This is a genomic window from Sinorhizobium chiapasense, assembly GCF_036488675.1.
In the GTDB taxonomy this organism is placed as follows: domain Bacteria; phylum Pseudomonadota; class Alphaproteobacteria; order Rhizobiales; family Rhizobiaceae; genus Sinorhizobium; species Sinorhizobium chiapasense.
On sequence record NZ_CP133148.1, the window covers coordinates 1,681,250 to 1,697,309 of the forward strand.

Below are 16,060 nucleotides of genomic sequence, written 5' to 3' on the forward strand. Positions count from 1 at the left end.
GTGCTGCGTTAAAATTGATTCGGTTGAGGGATTTTGCATGGCGCACCCACGCTCGTTTGCAGGTCAGGGCAAGTTTTCGCATTTCGCGGTCGCCCTGTTCTTTTCGACCGGGCTCGCGGCGCACGCATCTCAAGCGAAGGCGGCAGAAGGCATCTTCGATGAAATACGCTTCGGCGCCACCACATCGATTGGGGACGGAGACAATCACGAGAGCGGCGTCTTCCCGTCCTTCACGATCTTCTTCGATCCTCTCGGAGCCGACAGCGCGACTGGTATTGCCGAAAAGATCCTGCGGCCGCGTATTCACGCCGGTGCGTCGATCGCAACGTCTTCCAGCGGCGTGAACGAGGTCTATGGTGGTTTCAGCTGGGATGCCGATCTCACTGAACGGCTTTTCGTCGAACTTGGCGTCGGTGCCACCGTTCACGACGGCGACTTGAACGATGACGGTACGAGCGGGCCGAAGCTTGGCTGTCGCTTGCTGTTTCGCGAATACGCGGCCGCCGGCTATCGCTTCGACGATCATTGGAATCTCTCGGCCACGCTAGAACATGCGTCGAATGCCGATGTTTGCAACGGCCCCAATGACGGCCTGACGCGTGCGGGCCTGATGCTCGGCTACAAGTTTTGACGCCTCGCTTTTTTCCTGCCGTTGCCCTCGGATGTACGCTCTGGCGCCCTGTTGATTGACCTTATTTTTCTGTCGCGCCGCGTCGCAGCATAGGCTAAAGAAGCCGCAAAGCGCCCCCTGCAGTGCCGCGCGTTGTACCAGACGTGCAAAGGTCACTGTAGCAGTTGTGTCTGTTGCGGTTCGCACGCGCCGTATCCCTTTAGAAGGGTTGCGCGCCGCCCGAAGGATTGACGGTCGACGATGACGATTTCCAACACCCGCCCCATCACCCCGGATCTTATCGCCTCGCACGGGCTGAAGCCCGATGAATACGAGCGCATTCTGAGCCTGATCGGGCGCGAGCCGACCTTTACCGAACTCGGTATTTTCTCGGCGATGTGGAATGAACACTGCTCCTACAAGTCGTCGAAGAAGTGGCTGCGGACACTCCCGACCAAGGGGCCGCGAGTCATTCAGGGACCGGGTGAAAACGCCGGCGTCGTCGATATCGATGATGGCGACTGTGTCGTCTTCAAGATGGAGAGTCATAACCATCCCTCCTATATCGAACCATACCAGGGGGCTGCGACCGGCGTCGGCGGCATCCTGCGCGACGTCTTCACCATGGGCGCACGTCCGATCGCCGCGATGAACGCGCTGCGCTTCGGCTCGCCGGATCACCCCAAGACCCGCCATCTGGTGTCCGGCGTTGTGGCTGGTGTCGGCGGTTACGGCAACTCCTTCGGCGTCCCGACGGTCGGCGGCGAGGTTGAGTTCGATGCGCGTTACAATGGCAACATTCTCGTCAACGCCTTCGCCGCCGGTCTGGCGAAGAGCGATGCGATCTTCTATTCGAAGGCCGAAGGCGTCGGTCTGCCCGTTGTTTATCTCGGTGCCAAGACCGGCCGCGACGGCGTCGGCGGCGCGACCATGGCCTCGGCCGAATTCGATGAGTCGATCGAGGAGAAACGCCCGACCGTGCAGGTCGGCGATCCTTTCACCGAGAAATGCCTGCTCGAAGCCTGCCTCGAACTGATGCAGACGGGCGCTGTGATCGCGATCCAGGACATGGGCGCGGCAGGCCTTACCTGCTCGGCGGTCGAGATGGGCGCCAAGGGTGACCTTGGCATCGAACTCGATCTCGACAAGGTGCCGGTGCGTGAAGAACGCATGACGGCGTACGAGATGATGCTTTCCGAAAGCCAGGAGCGCATGCTCATGGTGCTGCGCCCCGAAAAGGAAGGGCAAGCCAAGGCGATCTTCGTCAAGTGGGGCCTCGATTTTGCAATCGTCGGCAAGACCACGGACGACCTGCGCTTCCGCATCCTGCACCAGGGCGAGGAAGTGGCGAACCTGCCGATCAAGGAACTCGGCGACCAGGCGCCGGAATACGATCGTCCCTGGACGCCGGCAACGACCGCCTCGCCACTCGCCACCAACGACGTCCCGCAGGCCGATGTGGCCGAGGCGCTTCTGAAGCTGGTAGGCTCGGCCAACAATTCCTCGCGCCGCTGGGTGTATGAGCAATATGATACGCTGATCCAGGGCAATTCGCTGCAATTGCCGGGCGGTGACGCCGGTGTGGTCCGCGTCGAGGGCCATGAGACCAAGGCGCTTGCCTTCTCCTCGGACGTCACCCCGCGCTATGTCGAAGCCGATCCGTTCGAGGGCGGCAAGCAGGCCGTGGCCGAGTGCTGGCGCAACCTGACAGCGACCGGCGCCCTGCCGCTCGCCGCGACCGACAACCTGAATTTCGGCAACCCCGAGCGCCCTGAGATCATGAGCCAGCTCGTCCATGCGATCAAAGGCATCGGCGAAGCCTGCCGCGCGCTCGACTTCCCGATCGTTTCGGGCAACGTGTCGCTCTATAACGAGACCAATGGCCAGGCGATCCTGCCGACCCCGACGATCGGCGGCGTCGGTCTCATCAAGGACTGGTCGAAGATGGCGCGCATCGCCTTTGCCGCGGCGGACGAGACCATCGTGCTCGCCGGCGCTACGGAAGGCTGGGGTACGCATATCGCCCAATCGGTCTACATGCGCGACGTCCATGGCCGCACCGACGGTCCGGCGCCGCATGTCGATCTCACGCATGAACGCAAGGTGGGCGATTTCGTCCGCACCCTGATCGAGGACGGATTGGTCACGGCCGTGCACGACTGCTCCTCGGGCGGCCTGGCGCTTGCCGTTGCGGAAATGGCGATCGCCTCGGGCATCGGCGCGACGGTCGAGGCACCCGCGGGACGCGATCCCATCCCGGTGTTCTACGGCGAGGACCAGGGCCGCTACGTCCTGACCGTCGCTGCAGACAAGGCCGACGTGGTTGCGGCGCGGGCAGATGCCGCCGGCGTTTCCTCGCCGGTCATCGGCAGGACAGGAGGCACTGCGGTGAAGCTCGGTGACGCGCGAGCGGTTGCCATCAAGGACCTGCGCTCGGCGCACGAAGCATGGTTCCCGGAATACATGGGCGGCGATCTCGCGCCGGACAACTAAGGCGCGGAGACTTCGGGAACAGGCAGATTCACCATTTGCTTTCCGCACCTGAATCGTGGTTCCCTGAAGACATGAAAGGCGCCGGCAGCGCTGTCGGCGCAGAATAAAAAAGGGAGTTGGCGTACCATGCCCATGACACCAGGCGACATCGAAGACATGATCAAGGCCGGGATCCCCGGCGCAAAGGTCACGATCCGCGATTTGGCCGGTGACGGCGACCACTATGCCGCCGAAGTCGTGGCCGAAGCGTTTCGCGGCAAGACCCGAGTGCAGCAGCACCAGATGGTCTACAACGCATTGAAGGGCAATATGGGCGGCGTGCTTCACGCGCTCGCCCTCCAGACCAGCGCGCCGGAGTGAGCCGGAATGGCGGATCTGATCAAGGAGCTCGTCAGCGGTGTCGTTGACAGCGCGCTGAAGGAGATCCTGAAGAAGACCGGCGCGAGGCGTACTGCGACGAAGCGGACGAAGCGCCGGACCAGGAAAGCCGGTTCGGGTGGCGGTCTGCTCGCGGAGATCATCGAAGCTGCGACGCGCAAACCCGCGAAAAAACAGGTAAGCCGTCGCCGCACGGCGGCCGCGAGGAGCAAGCTGCGCCGCCGTTCCTCGTAACGAGTGGTATCAAAGCCACATTTTGAGGACCATCAATATTTGTTGCGATTGGGTGGTGAAAATCACGCGCACGCATGCTATCTAAGCCTCAATCGACATCCGGTCCTTGAAGCCGGCGCAGGAAGGAAGACAAAATGAGCGGAATTCACGATTTCATCGATAACGAAGTCAAGACGAACGACGTCGTTCTCTTCATGAAGGGCACGCCGCAGTTTCCGCAGTGTGGCTTCTCCGGCCAGGTTGTCCAGATCCTCGATTATATCGGCGTCGACTACAAGGGCATCAATGTGCTTGCCGATGCGGATCTTCGCCAGGGCATCAAGGACTATTCCAATTGGCCGACCATTCCGCAGCTTTATGTGAAGGGAGAATTTGTCGGCGGCTGTGACATCGTCCGCGAGATGTTCCAGGCCGGCGAATTGCAGTCGCATCTTCAGGGACAGGGTATTTCTGTGAAGGGTGCCGCCTGACCCGGAAGGCATCCTTCCAAATATCGGGAAAGGCGGGCGACCGCCTTTTTTGATTCTGAAGCTATATTTCGACTGTCTAATTTCTAATGTGCTTCTTGAGCGACTGGCAATTTCCGGTTGCGAGGGAGCCTTCTCGATAGCCTGATAAGCTGCCCGCGAGGGGCACCTATTCAAGGGCACAAGAAAGCGGGTACCGCTTCGCCCGGACCTCCGCTCGCCGCCCGTTTTGACGAGCGAGCGCGTCCTACCTTCACACCTGATGTGACGACCGGCCTTCGCCGGTCGCCAGTCCGTTCGGAACCTCCGACCGTATCGTTCGGGCCAGACACGGCCCGTTCCAGATGCGGAAATTCAACGCGTTGCAGTTTCAAGACCCGATTGCCTTACCCCGGCCATCAGCAGGACAAGTGACATGACGAGGCCCATTGATCAGACCGCCACTCTCTCGGGACTGACGAAGTTCCAGTTCATCGCGCTGATGGCAATGCTGATGTCAATCAACGCGATTTCGATCGATATCATGCTGCCCGGCCTGCAGGAGATTGGCGCGAGCCTCGGCGTTGCCGACGAAAACGACCGGCAGTTTGTCATCACCGCCTACCTCATCGGCATGGGCTTTGCGCAACTGTTCTTCGGCCCACTTTCCGACCGCTTCGGGCGAAAGGGCCCGCTGTTGGGTGGGCTCGCCCTGTACGGCCTCTGCGCGCTTGCGATCGCGTTCGTGCCGACGTTCACCGCGCTCCTTTTCTTTCGGTTTGTGCAGGGTGTGGGCGCGGCCGCAACCCGCGTCATCACTGTTTCGGTCGTACGTGACGTATATGGCGGCCGCCAGATGGCGGAGATCATGTCGCTGGTCATGATGGTGTTCATGATCGTTCCGATCGTCGCGCCGAGCATCGGTCAGTTGATCATGCTCTTTTCGGAATGGCACATGATCTTCGTCGTGATCGCGCTGTTCGCAGTGACGATCGCCGTACCGGTAGCCCTTCGGCTTCGGGAGACGTTGGCACCTGCCAATCGGCGCGCCTTCACGGCTTCATCGATACTGGACGGCTTCCGCATCGTGCTGACAAACCGGCTCGCTCTTTGCTACACGCTGGCGACGTCCGTGTTGCTTGGAGCTCTTTTCGGCTTCGTCAATTCGGCGCAACAAATCCTCGTCGGCATCTACGAACTCGGTGTCTGGTTTCCCGCCGTCTTCGCAGCCTTCGCCGGGATGATGGCGGTTGCCTCCTTTACCAACTCGCGCCTCGTCCAGCGGTTCGGCATGCGGGCGCTCTCCCATGCCGCGCTTCTCGGTTTCACGCTCGCGAGCTTCGTCCTGATGTTCGTCTCGCTGACGGGGCCGTTGCCGCTGCCGCTCTTCATGATCCTCTATGCGGGAGTGATGTTTCAGTTCGGCCTGATCGCCGCGAATTTCAATGCGATGGCGATGGAACCGCTCGGTCATGTGGCCGGAACCGCGTCTTCCGTGCTGGGCTTCACCCAGACGATCGGCGGCGGGGTCATTGGTGCGCTCATCGGCCAGGCCTTCGACGATACCGTGACGCCGCTTGCTATCGGATGCTTCACCGTCGCCATTTTCGCCCTCGCATTCGTTCTGATTGCCGAAGGTGGCAAGCTTTTCAGACCGCACAACCCGGCGGGTTAGCCCGAAACACGGCATAGAGGTGCAACCGCTTCACCCGCCGCGGATCCGCCGGTCCGATTTCTCCTCCCAAGCTCTTTTTATGGATATCCGACAATGTCCTCCGTCTCAGAACGATCCTCCATTCGCCAACAATCCGAGCATGTCGATGGGGTTTCTGGCGCAGCACGCATCCGTATGGGCCTCGCCGAGTTCATCGTGACGATCGCCCTCATGACCGCCAGCGTCGCGCTTGCGATCGACAGCATGCTGCCCGCCCTTCAGAGCATCGGGCAGTCGTTCGGCGTCGCAAATGCGAACGACGCGCAGCTTGTCATCGGCATCTTCCTGCTCGGATTCGGCCTCTCACAGATCTTCTTCGGCAGCCTTTCCGATGCCTTCGGTCGGCGGATTGTCCTGCTCGGCGGCCTGGCCTTCTTCACGCTCACCTCATTCACGGCGTCGCAGGCCTCGAGTTTCGAAGCCTTGCTTGTCATGCGCTTCGTCCAAGGGATCGGTGCAGCCGCCATCCGCATCACGACGATGGCAATCGTGCGCGATTGTTTCGGTGGCCGCGAGATGGCACGGGTCATGTCTTACGTGATGATCGTCTTCATGATAATTCCGATCGTCGCTCCGTCTCTCGGTCAACTTGTGGTCGTCTCTGCGAGCTGGCACTGGATCTTTATCCTGATTGGCGGCATTGGTGCCGTCCTGTTTATCTGGGCGCTTACCCGGATGAAGGAGTCCCTGCCGCCAGAGGAGCGTCTGCCGCTTTCGGTCGGCGCCGTCCTCTCTGGATTCCGCACGGTGCTGACGAACCGCATAACCTGCGGCTATATGATCGGGCTTACGCTCTTCTCCGCCGTGATCTGTGCCTATATCGTCAGCGTTCAGCAGGTCTTCGGAGAGGTCTACGGTCTTGGCGATTGGCTGCCGATCGCCTTTGCAGGGACCGCGGGCGGCATCGCAGTTGCCAATTTCGCCAACGGCTTCTTCGTCCGCAGCTTCGGTATGCGCCGCATCTCACATGCGGCGATGATCCTCTTCACGTCGCTGGCGTCGATCGGTTTCTTGCTGTCGCTCGCCGGCACGCTCCCCTTCGTCATCAGCTATCTGCTGTTTTCGATACTGCTGATGTTCTTCGCCGTCATCGCGACGAACTTCACCGCCATCAGCCTTGAGCCGATGGGGCACCTCGCAGGGACGGCAACCGCAGTCACCGGCTTCGTATCGACGACGGGCGGGACACTGCTCGGCGCCGCCGTTGGCCAGCTCTTCAATGGCACGCTGCAGCCACTATTCGGTGGCTTCGCTCTGTTCGGCCTGCTCACCATTCTCGCCACGCTCTGGGCGGAGAACGGCAAGCTCTTCACCCATCCCGGCGACAAGGACATGGCGCACGACCACGGCGGTCACATCTAAAGCATTTCACCTAAAAAGCGGCAGAGGTCTGAAGCGCGTCGCTGAATCCCAGTGGACACGGGCGCGCTTCAGGCGCGAGGACCGCGCGAGTCTGACGGCCGGCCGCTAACAAGGGGCGTGCCGGCCTGTTCAACGCCATACCCTCAGTTTATATCCAGCGGCGGTCCGGTGAAACGAAGATTATGCCGGCCCGCGGCCGCAAGGATGGCCGGCATGTCGTCGGGAATGGAGAACTCGCCCGCTGCCATTTCCGCGAAAAAGTCTTCGAAGCCGCCGGGTGTCAGAATCACGAGATGGCGGCAAGGAATGTTTCCCAAGATCTGGAACGTATGTTCCGATCCGCGGGGGATAAACGCCGTCTCACCCGGTCCTCTCATGAACTCTTTGCCCTCTATCCAGAATTTGCACTGGCCCCCGAGGATCACGAAAATCTCGTCTTCGGCTTCGTGAACGTGACGGGGAGGCCCGCTTCCGACCGGCGAAAGGCTATCGACTATCGACATCTTGCCGCCGGTCGCTCGGGTGGACAGAATTGTCCTGTATTTAACCCCATTCCAGTCGATGGCATCGCCGTAGAGAAATTCGCTTTCCATTTTTTTCTCCCTTAATTCGTTCTTATTGACTCGAGCTTATGCGCCAGCGCAGTATCGGTCCAACCGATTGTTCCGATACAGGTTATCGCCATGGTCAATTTCGCAACCTTCGATCTGAACCTGATGCGCGTGCTCGACGCCATTCTGCGCGAGGGGTCAACTGTTCACGCGGGCAAGCGGCTGAACATGTCCCAATCGGCAGTGTCGGGCGCGCTGGCAAGGCTGCGGCACGCGCTGAAAGACGAACTGTTCGTGCGCCACGGCAACCGTTTGGTTCCAACCGATTATGCTAAGTCCATCGAACTGCCGCTCAGGGAGGAATTGGATCGAATTGCGGCCCTTCTTGCCCCGGCGCGCACGTTCGACCCTGCAGCCGCCGAGGGAACCTTTCGGATCACGGCAAGCGACTTCTTCGCCGAGATGCTAATGCCGGCGCTCGCTGACCTGCTACGCAAGCAGGCGCCTAACATCAGGGCGCAACTCGTCGATCTCGTTCCGAACAGCTATATCGATAGCATCGAGAAATATCACGCCGATCTTGCTTTGATCCCGAACCAGCCCATTCCGGATTGGGCCAGCAGCCTGCCGCTCTTCTATTCGACCTTTGTCGTGATCACACGACGAAGTCATCCTCAACTGGCAACGGCGGGGGTGCGACCAGGCGAGATCGTTCCGATGGACCTGTTCTGCGAGATTGGACACGTGCTTTTTTCGCCCGAGGGAAATTTCTCGGCCATGGGAGACGCCGCCCTGGCCCGGGTGGGCCGGCGGCGGAAGGTCATGATGACCTTACCAGTGTTCTCGGGCGTTTGCCGTGCTGTCGCGGAAAGCGACCTAATCGCGCTGGTGCCGCGTCAGCTGGCCGAGCGGATCGGTCCACAGATCGGCTTGGAAACCTACCGCTCGCCAGTGCCGATGGATCCGCCATTGATCATTGCGGTCTGGCACCGACGTTCGGCGTCCAGCCCGTTGCACAGATGGATGAGGGAGAAGATCATCGAATTGATGCGCATCCTCAACGAAGGCGAGCGGACCGCCATCGGCTAGATCATTTCATCGTTTCTTTGAGACAGTGAATGGGCCTAACAGCCTGCACCACGCAGTTCGGGAACGAAAACCATTGCACCCTGGAATTGCTTCGGATGCTTGTCAGACGATGAAAACCTCGCGGCGCAACACGTCCCAGCTTTCCTTGTCGGTCGCCAGAAGCAGGCCGCCGTTCGTATGGGCGGGCCGATAGCGCGAGCCATCGAAGCGCGCCGCATAGGCGCCCGCCTCTTCCGCGATCAAGGTGCCAGCCAGGTGGTCCCACGGCATCAGCTTCTGGTACATCAGGAAGTGCAGATGGCCGCCAGCAAAGATCCGATATTCATGCGCAGCGCAACGGTAACTGGTCGCGATTCTGACCCTGGCCAAATTGCCCATGACGATCCGGCGGTCTTCTTCCTTGTAGAAGCCCGTCGAAGCACCGCCGACCATGTTCTCGAGCGGCACGCCGGCAGTCACCGCCAATTTCTCCTGCGATCCGTCCGGCCGGCACAGCCAGGCGCCCGCCCCCTTCTCGGCAACGACCCAATCGTTGCCGAGCGGATCATAGATGATCCCGGCGACGGTCTCGCCTTTGGCAACCACGCTTGCCATCACGCCAAAGAGCGGCAAGCCGGCCGCGAAATTAAACGTTCCGTCGATCGGATCGACAACAATTGCCAGATCGGCACCGGCGAGCTTGTCGAGAAGCGCCGGGTCAGCGGCGACAGACTCTTCACCGATGAAGACGGCGCCGGGCGCGATCGCGTCGATCCTGGCCTTGATGAGCCTTTCCGCCGCTTCATCTCCCTCGGTGACGAGATCGATCGCCTCCGACTTCATACGTACATCACCTGAGCCAAGATTGCGGAAGCGCGGCAGGATCTCCTTGACCGCCGCCTCCTGCAGAAGGTTGGCAAGCGCGGCGATGTCGACGGAATGACTCATTCTTTGGGCTCCGGAGCAAGGGATTGGAAATCGAAAAGATTTGGATCAAGCAGGTGCGACGGGTTCACGTGGCCAAGCGCACGCAACATCGTGTCCTTGCGGCCAGGCATGCGCCGCTCGATGTCGGCAAGCATCGCCTTCATCGCATTGCGTTCGAGACCGTCCTGCGAACCGCAGAGATCGCAAGGGATGATCGGAAATTCCATGGCTGCCGCGAACTTTGCGAGATCGTCTTCCGCCGCATAGGCAAGCGGCCGCAGCACCATGAGATCGCCTTCGTCGTTGAGAAGCTTGGCCGGCATCGATGCGAGCCGTCCACCATGGAAGAGGTTCATGAAGAAGGTTTCAAGAATGTCCTCGCGATGATGACCGAGGACCAGGGCATCACACCCCTCCTCTCGCGCGATGCGATAGAGATTGCCGCGCCTCAGCCGAGAACAGAGCGAGCAGTAAGTCGCGCCGGTCGGCACCTTTTCCTTCACGACGGAATAGGTGTCGCGGTACTCGATGCGGTGCTTCACGCCTATCGAAGTCAGGTATTCCGGCAGGATATGCTTCGGGAAGTTCGGCTGGCCCTGATCGAGATTGCCGGCGATGAGCTCGACCGGCAGTAACCCACGCCATTTGAGGTCCATCAGCAGAGCGAGCAGGCTGTAGCTGTCCTTGCCGCCGGAAAGACCGATCAGCCAGCGCTTCGCGCCCTTCAACATGCCGAAATCGTCGAGCGCCTGACGCGTCTGCCGCAGGAGGCGCTTGCGAAGCTTGTTGAAGGAAACAGACGATGGCATCCGGGCAAAAAGCGGATGGGCCGCCTCAAACCGGGTATCGTCGTCAACGGCGATATCCATCGTGTCGTGCAGGGACGATGCTGAAAGTTCCATGGCAATGGTCTCGGAATGTGTAGGCGAAAACAAGGCGCCCGAAGCCAGAACCAGCACTTGCCCTGTCCGGCGCCGGAGATCAAGGGGAAACGGTCCGGAACGGGAAAATCAAGGGCCGAAGACGGACCAGCCGGTGCGCGCCGCAAGCATTTCGAGCGCCAGTGAACCGAGCAGCGAATTGCCGTTCTGGTTGAGCCCCGGCGACCAGACGGCGATGGAAGCCCTGCCCGGCGCGACCGCCATAATCCCTCCGCCGACACCACTCTTGCCTGGCAGGCCGACGCGATAGGCGAAATCGCCGGAGCCGTCATAGTGGCCGCAGGTCAGCATCAGAGCGTTGATGCGGCGCGCACGTTGACGCGAGACGACCGAATGCCCTGTCAGAGGGTTGGCCCCACCGGCTGCCAGGAACAAGCCGGCCTTTGCGAGCTGCACACAGGTCATCGCCAGCGCGCAATGATGGAAATAGACGCCGAGGACGTGTTCGGCCGGATGATCGAGCCGGCCATAGGAACGCATGAAGTTGGCAAGAGCGACATTGCGGAAACCGGTCGCCGTCTCCGAGCGCGCCACCTCGTGGTCGATCACGATAGTGTCGTCGTCGGCAAGATAGCGCACGAACTGCACGATTTCACCGATCAGCTCCTTCGGCGTGTGGCCTGCGAGGATGAGGTCGCTGATGGTGATTGCGCCGGCATTGATGAATGGATTGCGCGGCTTGCCGCCTTCGTGCTCCAGCTGCACAATCGAATTGAAGGCCGAGCCCGAGGGTTCGCGCCCGACCCGGTGCCAGATGTTCTCGCCATGCTTGCCGAGTGCCAGTGTCAGCGTGAACACCTTGGAAACGCTCTGGATCGAAAACGGCATCTCGGCATCGCCAACCCGGTGTATCTGACCGCTCGTCGTCACGATTGCCATGCCGAAACGGCGAGAGTCGACGCGCGCGAGTTGCGGGATGTAGTCGGCTACCTTGCCCTCGCCGAGCCGCGGCGTCAGTTCACGGTAAATGTCATCGATGATCGCCTGCAGATCTTGCGGCGCTTGCTGCTCCGGCATGCGGCATCCCTCGATACGGATTGATCGGCACATCGTACAAAAAAACCGCCCGTCGCCGGGCGGTTTTTCGAAAGCTCACAAGGCCGGAGCCTCGGATTAACGCGAATAGAACTCGACGACCAGGTGCGGTTCCATGACGACCGGGTACGGAACGTCGGTGAGAACCGGAACGCGGACGTAGGTCGCGACCATCTTGTTGTGGTCGGCGTCGATGTAGTCCGGAACGTCGCGCTCAGCGAGCTGTACGGATTCGAGAACCGAAACGAGCTGCTTGGACTTTTCCTTGACTTCGATGACGTCGCCCGGCTTGCAACGGTAGGAACCGATGTTGACGCGGACGCCGTTGACCTTGACGTGGCCATGGTTGACGAACTGGCGCGCAGCGAAGACGGTCGGAACGAACTTGGCGCGGTAGACGATCGCGTCGAGGCGCGATTCGAGCAGGCCGATCAGGTTTTCCGGAGTGTCACCCTTGCGACGCGAAGCTTCGGCGAAGATTGCACGGAACTGCTTTTCACGGATGTCGCCGTAGTAGCCCTTCAGCTTCTGCTTGGCGCGCAGCTGCACGCCGAAGTCGGAGAGCTTGGACTTGCGGCGCTGGCCGTGCTGGCCCGGGCCGTATTCACGACGGTTTACCGGGGACTTCGGACGGCCCCAGATGTTTTCGCCCATACGGCGGTCAATTTTGTACTTGGACGATTCGCGCTTGCTCATCGTATTTCCTTTCAAACGGTTACACCGGCCTGTTGCCAAGCCGGATCAAGGAAACACGCCCTCCTCTGAACCTATTTTCTTGAGTTCTGACAGGCCTCTCACGATCACGCGGACGCAAGAAACCACGGGACATGTCAAATGAAACACCGGACATTGCTGCCCGGCGTTGGGCGGGTCTTTACGCACCGGTCGCTGATTTGTCAACGGAATATGACAGGAATATAGCGATTTCCGCAACTGCATGTATCCTCAAATCGAGCCGATTTAAGGAAACATGCAGCAACTCAGTGTTCTACAGCGACCTTTGCGCGTCTGATCAGGCGCGGGCGCCGTAGGTTGCCGTCACTCGGCGGCTGCCCGTTCGCCGTTACCGATGTCCGGACCGTTTGCGTCGCCCGGCGCGGTCTCGCTCCCGAGATCGGGGAAGGCCACGATACGCTTGCCGGAGAAATCCGCATGTACGACGACCAGCCCGTGCTCTTCGAAGTAGCCGAGCAGCCGCCGAGCGCGGCGGGCGGAATGGGTTCCGTAAGCGCGCGCGATCATCGCGTCCGAAGGACATGGCAGGCCGCGCACAGCCGCCTGCGCCATCATCAGAAACACCGCTTGCAAGTCCTCGCTCACGCGGTCGGCAAGCCGGAGCGCCGATGCCCATGTCTCGGTCGCAGCCGTCTCGCCATCGACGCCGGACCGGGCGGCGGCCATCTTGCGGCGGAATGCACTCAGCGAGAGCGCAGGCCCGGGCACGCGGCGGATACGGCAACGAACGAGAAAATCCTGGAAGAGTTCGGCATCAGGCCGAAAGGCCGCGTCCGGATTGGCGAGGATCTCGGCGAACAGGCTGTCGAGCAGCGCGTCGCGCTCCTCCGCCGACATTTCCGGCGGAGCAGGTTTGATTTCCACCGGCGCTAAGGGCTCGGGACGCGGCCGCGACAGCTCGGCGAGGATGTCGGTCGCCGGGCGTGGCTGGGGGGTCGGGCGACGCATGATCGGCCGCGTCAACTCTTCCGGGTCCGGCGTGAAGATCAGGTCCTCGACATCCTGCGGCGCTTCCGGGAGCGGCATCAGCTTCGGGCTGGTAGAGCGGGCGGAGGTCTCGACGGAGCCGATCGTCACCTTCATTGGCCGGCGTGACAGCGCCGGCCCGAGCGCAACGAATGAGCCGCGCTTCAGGTCGCGGAACATCTCGGCGGTGCGCCGGTCCATACCCAGGAGATCGGCGGCGCGCAGCATATCGATGTCGAGAAAGGTGCGCCCCATCAGGAAATTCGAGGCTTCGGCCGCGACATTCTTCGCGAGCTTCGCCAGGCGCTGTGTGGCGATGACGCCGGCAAGCCCCCGCTTGCGGCCGCGGCACATGAGATTGGTCATCGCACCCAGAGAAACCTTGCGCGCTTCCTCCGATACATCGCCACCTACGGAAGGCGCGAACATCTGCGCCTCGTCGACGACGACCAGAACGGGGTACCAGTATTCGCGGTCCGCATCGAACATGGCATTGAGGAAGACGCCGGCACTACGCATCTGCTGCTCGATATCGAGACCTTCCAGCGAAAGGACGCAGGAGACGCGGTGCTGGCGGATGCGCGTCGCGATGCCGATCAGCTCGGCGTCCGTGCGTTCGCCGTCGATGACGACATGGCCGAACTTGTCGGCGAGTGTGACGAAGTCACCTTCGGGATCGACGATGCACTGCTGCACCCATGGTGCGGACTGTTCCAGCAGGCGGCGCAAGAGGTGCGACTTGCCGGAGCCGGAATTACCCTGCACCAGAAGGCGCGTCGCCAAGAGCTCCTCGATATCGAGCGAGGCCGAAGTCCCTTCGGACGTCGTTCCCATGTCGATGCCGACTTTCATCCGTACCTCGTCAAGAAATGTGTATACGCTCCAACGGGACAACCGCGGGCACGTATCAGCGTCTAGCACCCTTCCCGACGCTTTGCTCGACGCAATGGGCAAAACCCACAGATAAGAGTTTGTTTACCTTACCGTCAGGCCAAAGCCCTGCATCAGCCGGCGCGTGGCGAAATCGGGTTTGCCGGAAGTGAAAATGGCGGGATCCTCGCCGTTAAGCGGCTCGAAGCCGTTCGGCAGCGGCACCAGCGAGCGGGCGCGCCGCGCAATCGCCTCTGCCGGATCGAGCCAGTCGACAGGCCAGGGCGCGAGCCGCCGGAAAACGTTCGCCATTAAGGGGTAATGCGTGCAGGCGAGCACCACAATGTCGGTTTTTCGCCCGTCCATCTCGACGAAACAGGGGGCGATCTCTGCCGAGACCGCCTCGTCATCGAGTTTCTCGCCGCGAATATACGTTTCCGCCATGCGCGCCAGATTTTCCGAGCCGACGAGCCGGACATGGCACTGCGATGCAAACGATTGGATCAGATCGCGCGTATAGGCGCGTTTGACCGTGCCCGGAGTCGCGAGCACCGAGACCAGCCCGGAACGCGTGCGCTCCGCCGCCGGTTTGATCGCCGGCACCGTGCCGACGAAGGTCATCTGCGGATAGGCGGCGCGAAGATCGGCGCCGACGAGCGTAAAGGCGGTGTTGCAGGCGATGATGCAGATTTCCGGGTCGTGCGCGGTGAGCAGTTTGCCGAAGAGCGCGATCACGCGCTCCTTCAATGCGCCCTCCTCCCAGCCGCCATAGGGAAAGCCGGCATCATCGGCGACATAGATGAAATGCCGCTCCGGCATCAGCACGCGCGCCTCGCGCAGTACCGTCAGCCCCCCGATCCCGCTGTCGAAAACGAGTATGGGTTTCAGTTCACTCGTTGTCACCGCCGCCTTGCACTTTCCTGTTGCGGCCCGCCGGCGCGCCGGAGCCGCGCGGATTTTCGCGCGTGAACCGGTCGAGCGAAGAGATGACGCCGCGCAACACCTGGATTTCGGATTCGGTAAAGGATGGTCTCGTCAGAACAGCGCGGAGATTTTCGACCAATTTCGGCTTTTTGTCGGCGGAGCGGAAGTAGTTGCGTGCTTCCAGGGCATCTTCCAGATGATCGAACAGGCCTTGCAGATGTTCCTTGGTCGCCGGACGCTGTGCGATCGCCTGGAACGACGTTTCGTCTTCCGATTCCATGCCGGTCTTCATCCACTCATAGGACATGAGCAGTACGGCCTGCGCGAGGTTCAGCGAGGCGAAGGCCGGGTTGACCGGGAATGTCACGATCTCGTCGGCCAGCGCCACTTCCTCGTTGGTGAGGCCTGTGCGTTCGCGGCCGAAGATGATGCCGACCGCCTCCCCGCCTTTAAACCGTCGGCGCAGCGTCCGTGCCGCGACGATCGGCGAGCGGACGGGCTTGTAACCGTCACGGTCACGCGCCGTGGTCGCGTAGACGAAGTTCAAATCCGCGATCGCGTCCTCAAGCGAGCCGTAGAGCTTGGCGCCATCGATGACATGGTCGGCGCGACTTGCGGCGGAGCGCGCCTTTTCACTCGGCCAGCCGTCGCGCGGATTGACGAGGCGCAGTTCCGACAGTCCGAAATTGGCCATGGCCCGCGCCACCATGCCGATGTTCTCGCCGAGTTGGGGGTAAGCGAGGATAATCGCCGGACCTTCCGTCAAGAGTTCGCGCTCGCTGTTCGTACCTGCCATTGCCGTCGCC

16 protein-coding genes are annotated in these 16,060 nt (G+C 61.3%); 8 read left to right on the forward strand and 8 right to left on the reverse strand.

Annotation, left to right across the window (positions count from 1 at the left end):
- Positions 1–37: 37 nt before the first annotated feature.
- The 7 genes from RB548_RS08095 (at position 38) to RB548_RS08125 (ending at position 7,237) form a co-directional block, all read left to right on the forward strand.
- Entirely contained in the window at positions 38–631 is a 594-nt protein-coding gene (locus RB548_RS08095; RefSeq protein WP_331374420.1) for an acyloxyacyl hydrolase, read from the forward strand.
- Positions 632–871: 240 nt separating this feature from the next.
- A complete protein-coding gene (gene purL, locus RB548_RS08100; protein ID WP_331374421.1) occupies positions 872–3,103 on the forward strand; it encodes a phosphoribosylformylglycinamidine synthase subunit PurL in 2,232 nt (743 codons plus the stop codon).
- Between the two features lie 126 nt (positions 3,104–3,229).
- The gene (locus tag RB548_RS08105; RefSeq protein ID WP_057248940.1) at positions 3,230–3,463 is read left to right on the forward strand and encodes a BolA family protein; all 234 of its coding nucleotides are present in this window, start codon (positions 3,230–3,232) and stop codon (positions 3,461–3,463) included.
- Positions 3,464–3,469: 6 nt separating this feature from the next.
- Positions 3,470–3,715: a hypothetical protein gene (locus RB548_RS08110; RefSeq protein WP_331374422.1), complete on the forward strand. Its 246-nt coding sequence runs from the start codon at positions 3,470–3,472 to the stop codon at positions 3,713–3,715.
- Positions 3,716–3,849: 134 nt separating this feature from the next.
- Entirely contained in the window at positions 3,850–4,185 is a 336-nt protein-coding gene (grxD, locus tag RB548_RS08115; protein WP_153440927.1) for a Grx4 family monothiol glutaredoxin, read from the forward strand.
- Positions 4,186–4,597: 412 nt separating this feature from the next.
- Positions 4,598–5,836: a multidrug effflux MFS transporter gene (locus RB548_RS08120; RefSeq protein ID WP_331374423.1), complete on the forward strand. Its 1,239-nt coding sequence runs from the start codon at positions 4,598–4,600 to the stop codon at positions 5,834–5,836.
- Positions 5,837–5,929: 93 nt separating this feature from the next.
- Complete coding sequence (locus tag RB548_RS08125) at positions 5,930–7,237, forward strand: multidrug effflux MFS transporter (protein WP_331374424.1); 1,308 nt, start codon at positions 5,930–5,932, stop codon at positions 7,235–7,237.
- Positions 7,238–7,380: 143 nt separating this feature from the next.
- Here the strand turns inward: RB548_RS08125 and RB548_RS08130 are convergent, their stop codons facing one another.
- The gene (locus tag RB548_RS08130; RefSeq protein ID WP_331374425.1) at positions 7,381–7,830 is read right to left on the reverse strand and encodes a cupin domain-containing protein; all 450 of its coding nucleotides are present in this window, start codon (positions 7,828–7,830) and stop codon (positions 7,381–7,383) included.
- A 123-nt stretch (positions 7,831–7,953) separates the two neighbouring features.
- Between RB548_RS08130 and RB548_RS08135 the strand changes: the two genes are divergently transcribed.
- The gene (locus RB548_RS08135; protein WP_331374426.1) at positions 7,954–8,877 is read left to right on the forward strand and encodes a LysR family transcriptional regulator; all 924 of its coding nucleotides are present in this window, start codon (positions 7,954–7,956) and stop codon (positions 8,875–8,877) included.
- 102 nt (positions 8,878–8,979) lie between these two features.
- On the opposite strand, the gene RB548_RS08140 is transcribed toward RB548_RS08135, so the two are convergent.
- From RB548_RS08140 to RB548_RS08170, 7 genes are all read right to left on the reverse strand, one after another.
- Positions 8,980–9,804 carry an inositol monophosphatase family protein gene (locus RB548_RS08140; RefSeq protein WP_331374427.1) on the reverse strand — a complete coding sequence of 275 codons (825 nt, stop codon included), beginning with the start codon at positions 9,802–9,804 and terminating at the stop codon, positions 8,980–8,982.
- Positions 9,801–10,685, reverse strand: coding sequence for a tRNA 2-thiocytidine(32) synthetase TtcA (gene ttcA, locus RB548_RS08145; protein WP_331374428.1), 885 nt, complete (start codon positions 10,683–10,685; stop codon positions 9,801–9,803). Before ttcA ends, RB548_RS08140 begins: the two co-directional genes overlap by 4 nt.
- Positions 10,686–10,793: 108 nt before the next feature.
- Positions 10,794–11,741, reverse strand: a complete 948-nt coding sequence (locus RB548_RS08150; protein ID WP_331374429.1) for a glutaminase — start codon at positions 11,739–11,741, stop codon at positions 10,794–10,796.
- Between the two features lie 96 nt (positions 11,742–11,837).
- Positions 11,838–12,455, reverse strand: a complete 618-nt coding sequence (rpsD, locus tag RB548_RS08155) for a 30S ribosomal protein S4 (RefSeq protein ID WP_173513251.1) — start codon at positions 12,453–12,455, stop codon at positions 11,838–11,840.
- 342 nt (positions 12,456–12,797) lie between these two features.
- A complete protein-coding gene (locus RB548_RS08160) occupies positions 12,798–14,312 on the reverse strand; it encodes an ATP-binding protein (protein WP_331374430.1) in 1,515 nt (504 codons plus the stop codon).
- 123 nt (positions 14,313–14,435) lie between these two features.
- Positions 14,436–15,233 carry a glutamate racemase gene (murI, locus tag RB548_RS08165; protein ID WP_331374431.1) on the reverse strand — a complete coding sequence of 266 codons (798 nt, stop codon included), beginning with the start codon at positions 15,231–15,233 and terminating at the stop codon, positions 14,436–14,438.
- Entirely contained in the window at positions 15,220–16,050 is an 831-nt protein-coding gene (locus RB548_RS08170) for an RNA methyltransferase (RefSeq protein ID WP_331374432.1), read from the reverse strand. The genes murI and RB548_RS08170 overlap by 14 nt, the downstream gene beginning before the upstream one ends.
- Positions 16,051–16,060: the final 10 nt, after the last annotated feature.

Bases quoted from the DNA above. Each gene is read 5' to 3' on its own strand.
- RB548_RS08095 (WP_331374420.1), top strand. From the start codon at position 38: ATGGCGCACCCACGCTCGTTTGCAGGTCAGGGCAAGTTTTCGCATTTC.
- purL (WP_331374421.1), top strand. From the start codon at position 872: ATGACGATTTCCAACACCCGCCCCATCACCCCGGATCTTATCGCCTCG.
- RB548_RS08105 (WP_057248940.1), top strand. From the start codon at position 3,230: ATGCCCATGACACCAGGCGACATCGAAGACATGATCAAGGCCGGGATC.
- RB548_RS08110 (WP_331374422.1), top strand. From the start codon at position 3,470: ATGGCGGATCTGATCAAGGAGCTCGTCAGCGGTGTCGTTGACAGCGCG.
- grxD (WP_153440927.1), top strand. From the start codon at position 3,850: ATGAGCGGAATTCACGATTTCATCGATAACGAAGTCAAGACGAACGAC.
- RB548_RS08120 (WP_331374423.1), top strand. From the start codon at position 4,598: ATGACGAGGCCCATTGATCAGACCGCCACTCTCTCGGGACTGACGAAG.
- RB548_RS08125 (WP_331374424.1), top strand. From the start codon at position 5,930: ATGTCCTCCGTCTCAGAACGATCCTCCATTCGCCAACAATCCGAGCAT.
- RB548_RS08130 (WP_331374425.1), bottom strand. From the start codon at position 7,830: ATGGAAAGCGAATTTCTCTACGGCGATGCCATCGACTGGAATGGGGTT.
- RB548_RS08135 (WP_331374426.1), top strand. From the start codon at position 7,954: ATGCGCGTGCTCGACGCCATTCTGCGCGAGGGGTCAACTGTTCACGCG.
- RB548_RS08140 (WP_331374427.1), bottom strand. From the start codon at position 9,804: ATGAGTCATTCCGTCGACATCGCCGCGCTTGCCAACCTTCTGCAGGAG.
- ttcA (WP_331374428.1), bottom strand. From the start codon at position 10,685: ATGGAACTTTCAGCATCGTCCCTGCACGACACGATGGATATCGCCGTT.
- RB548_RS08150 (WP_331374429.1), bottom strand. From the start codon at position 11,741: ATGCCGGAGCAGCAAGCGCCGCAAGATCTGCAGGCGATCATCGATGAC.
- rpsD (WP_173513251.1), bottom strand. From the start codon at position 12,455: ATGAGCAAGCGCGAATCGTCCAAGTACAAAATTGACCGCCGTATGGGC.
- RB548_RS08160 (WP_331374430.1), bottom strand. From the start codon at position 14,312: ATGAAAGTCGGCATCGACATGGGAACGACGTCCGAAGGGACTTCGGCC.
- RB548_RS08170 (WP_331374432.1), bottom strand. From the start codon at position 16,050: ATGGCAGGTACGAACAGCGAGCGCGAACTCTTGACGGAAGGTCCGGCG.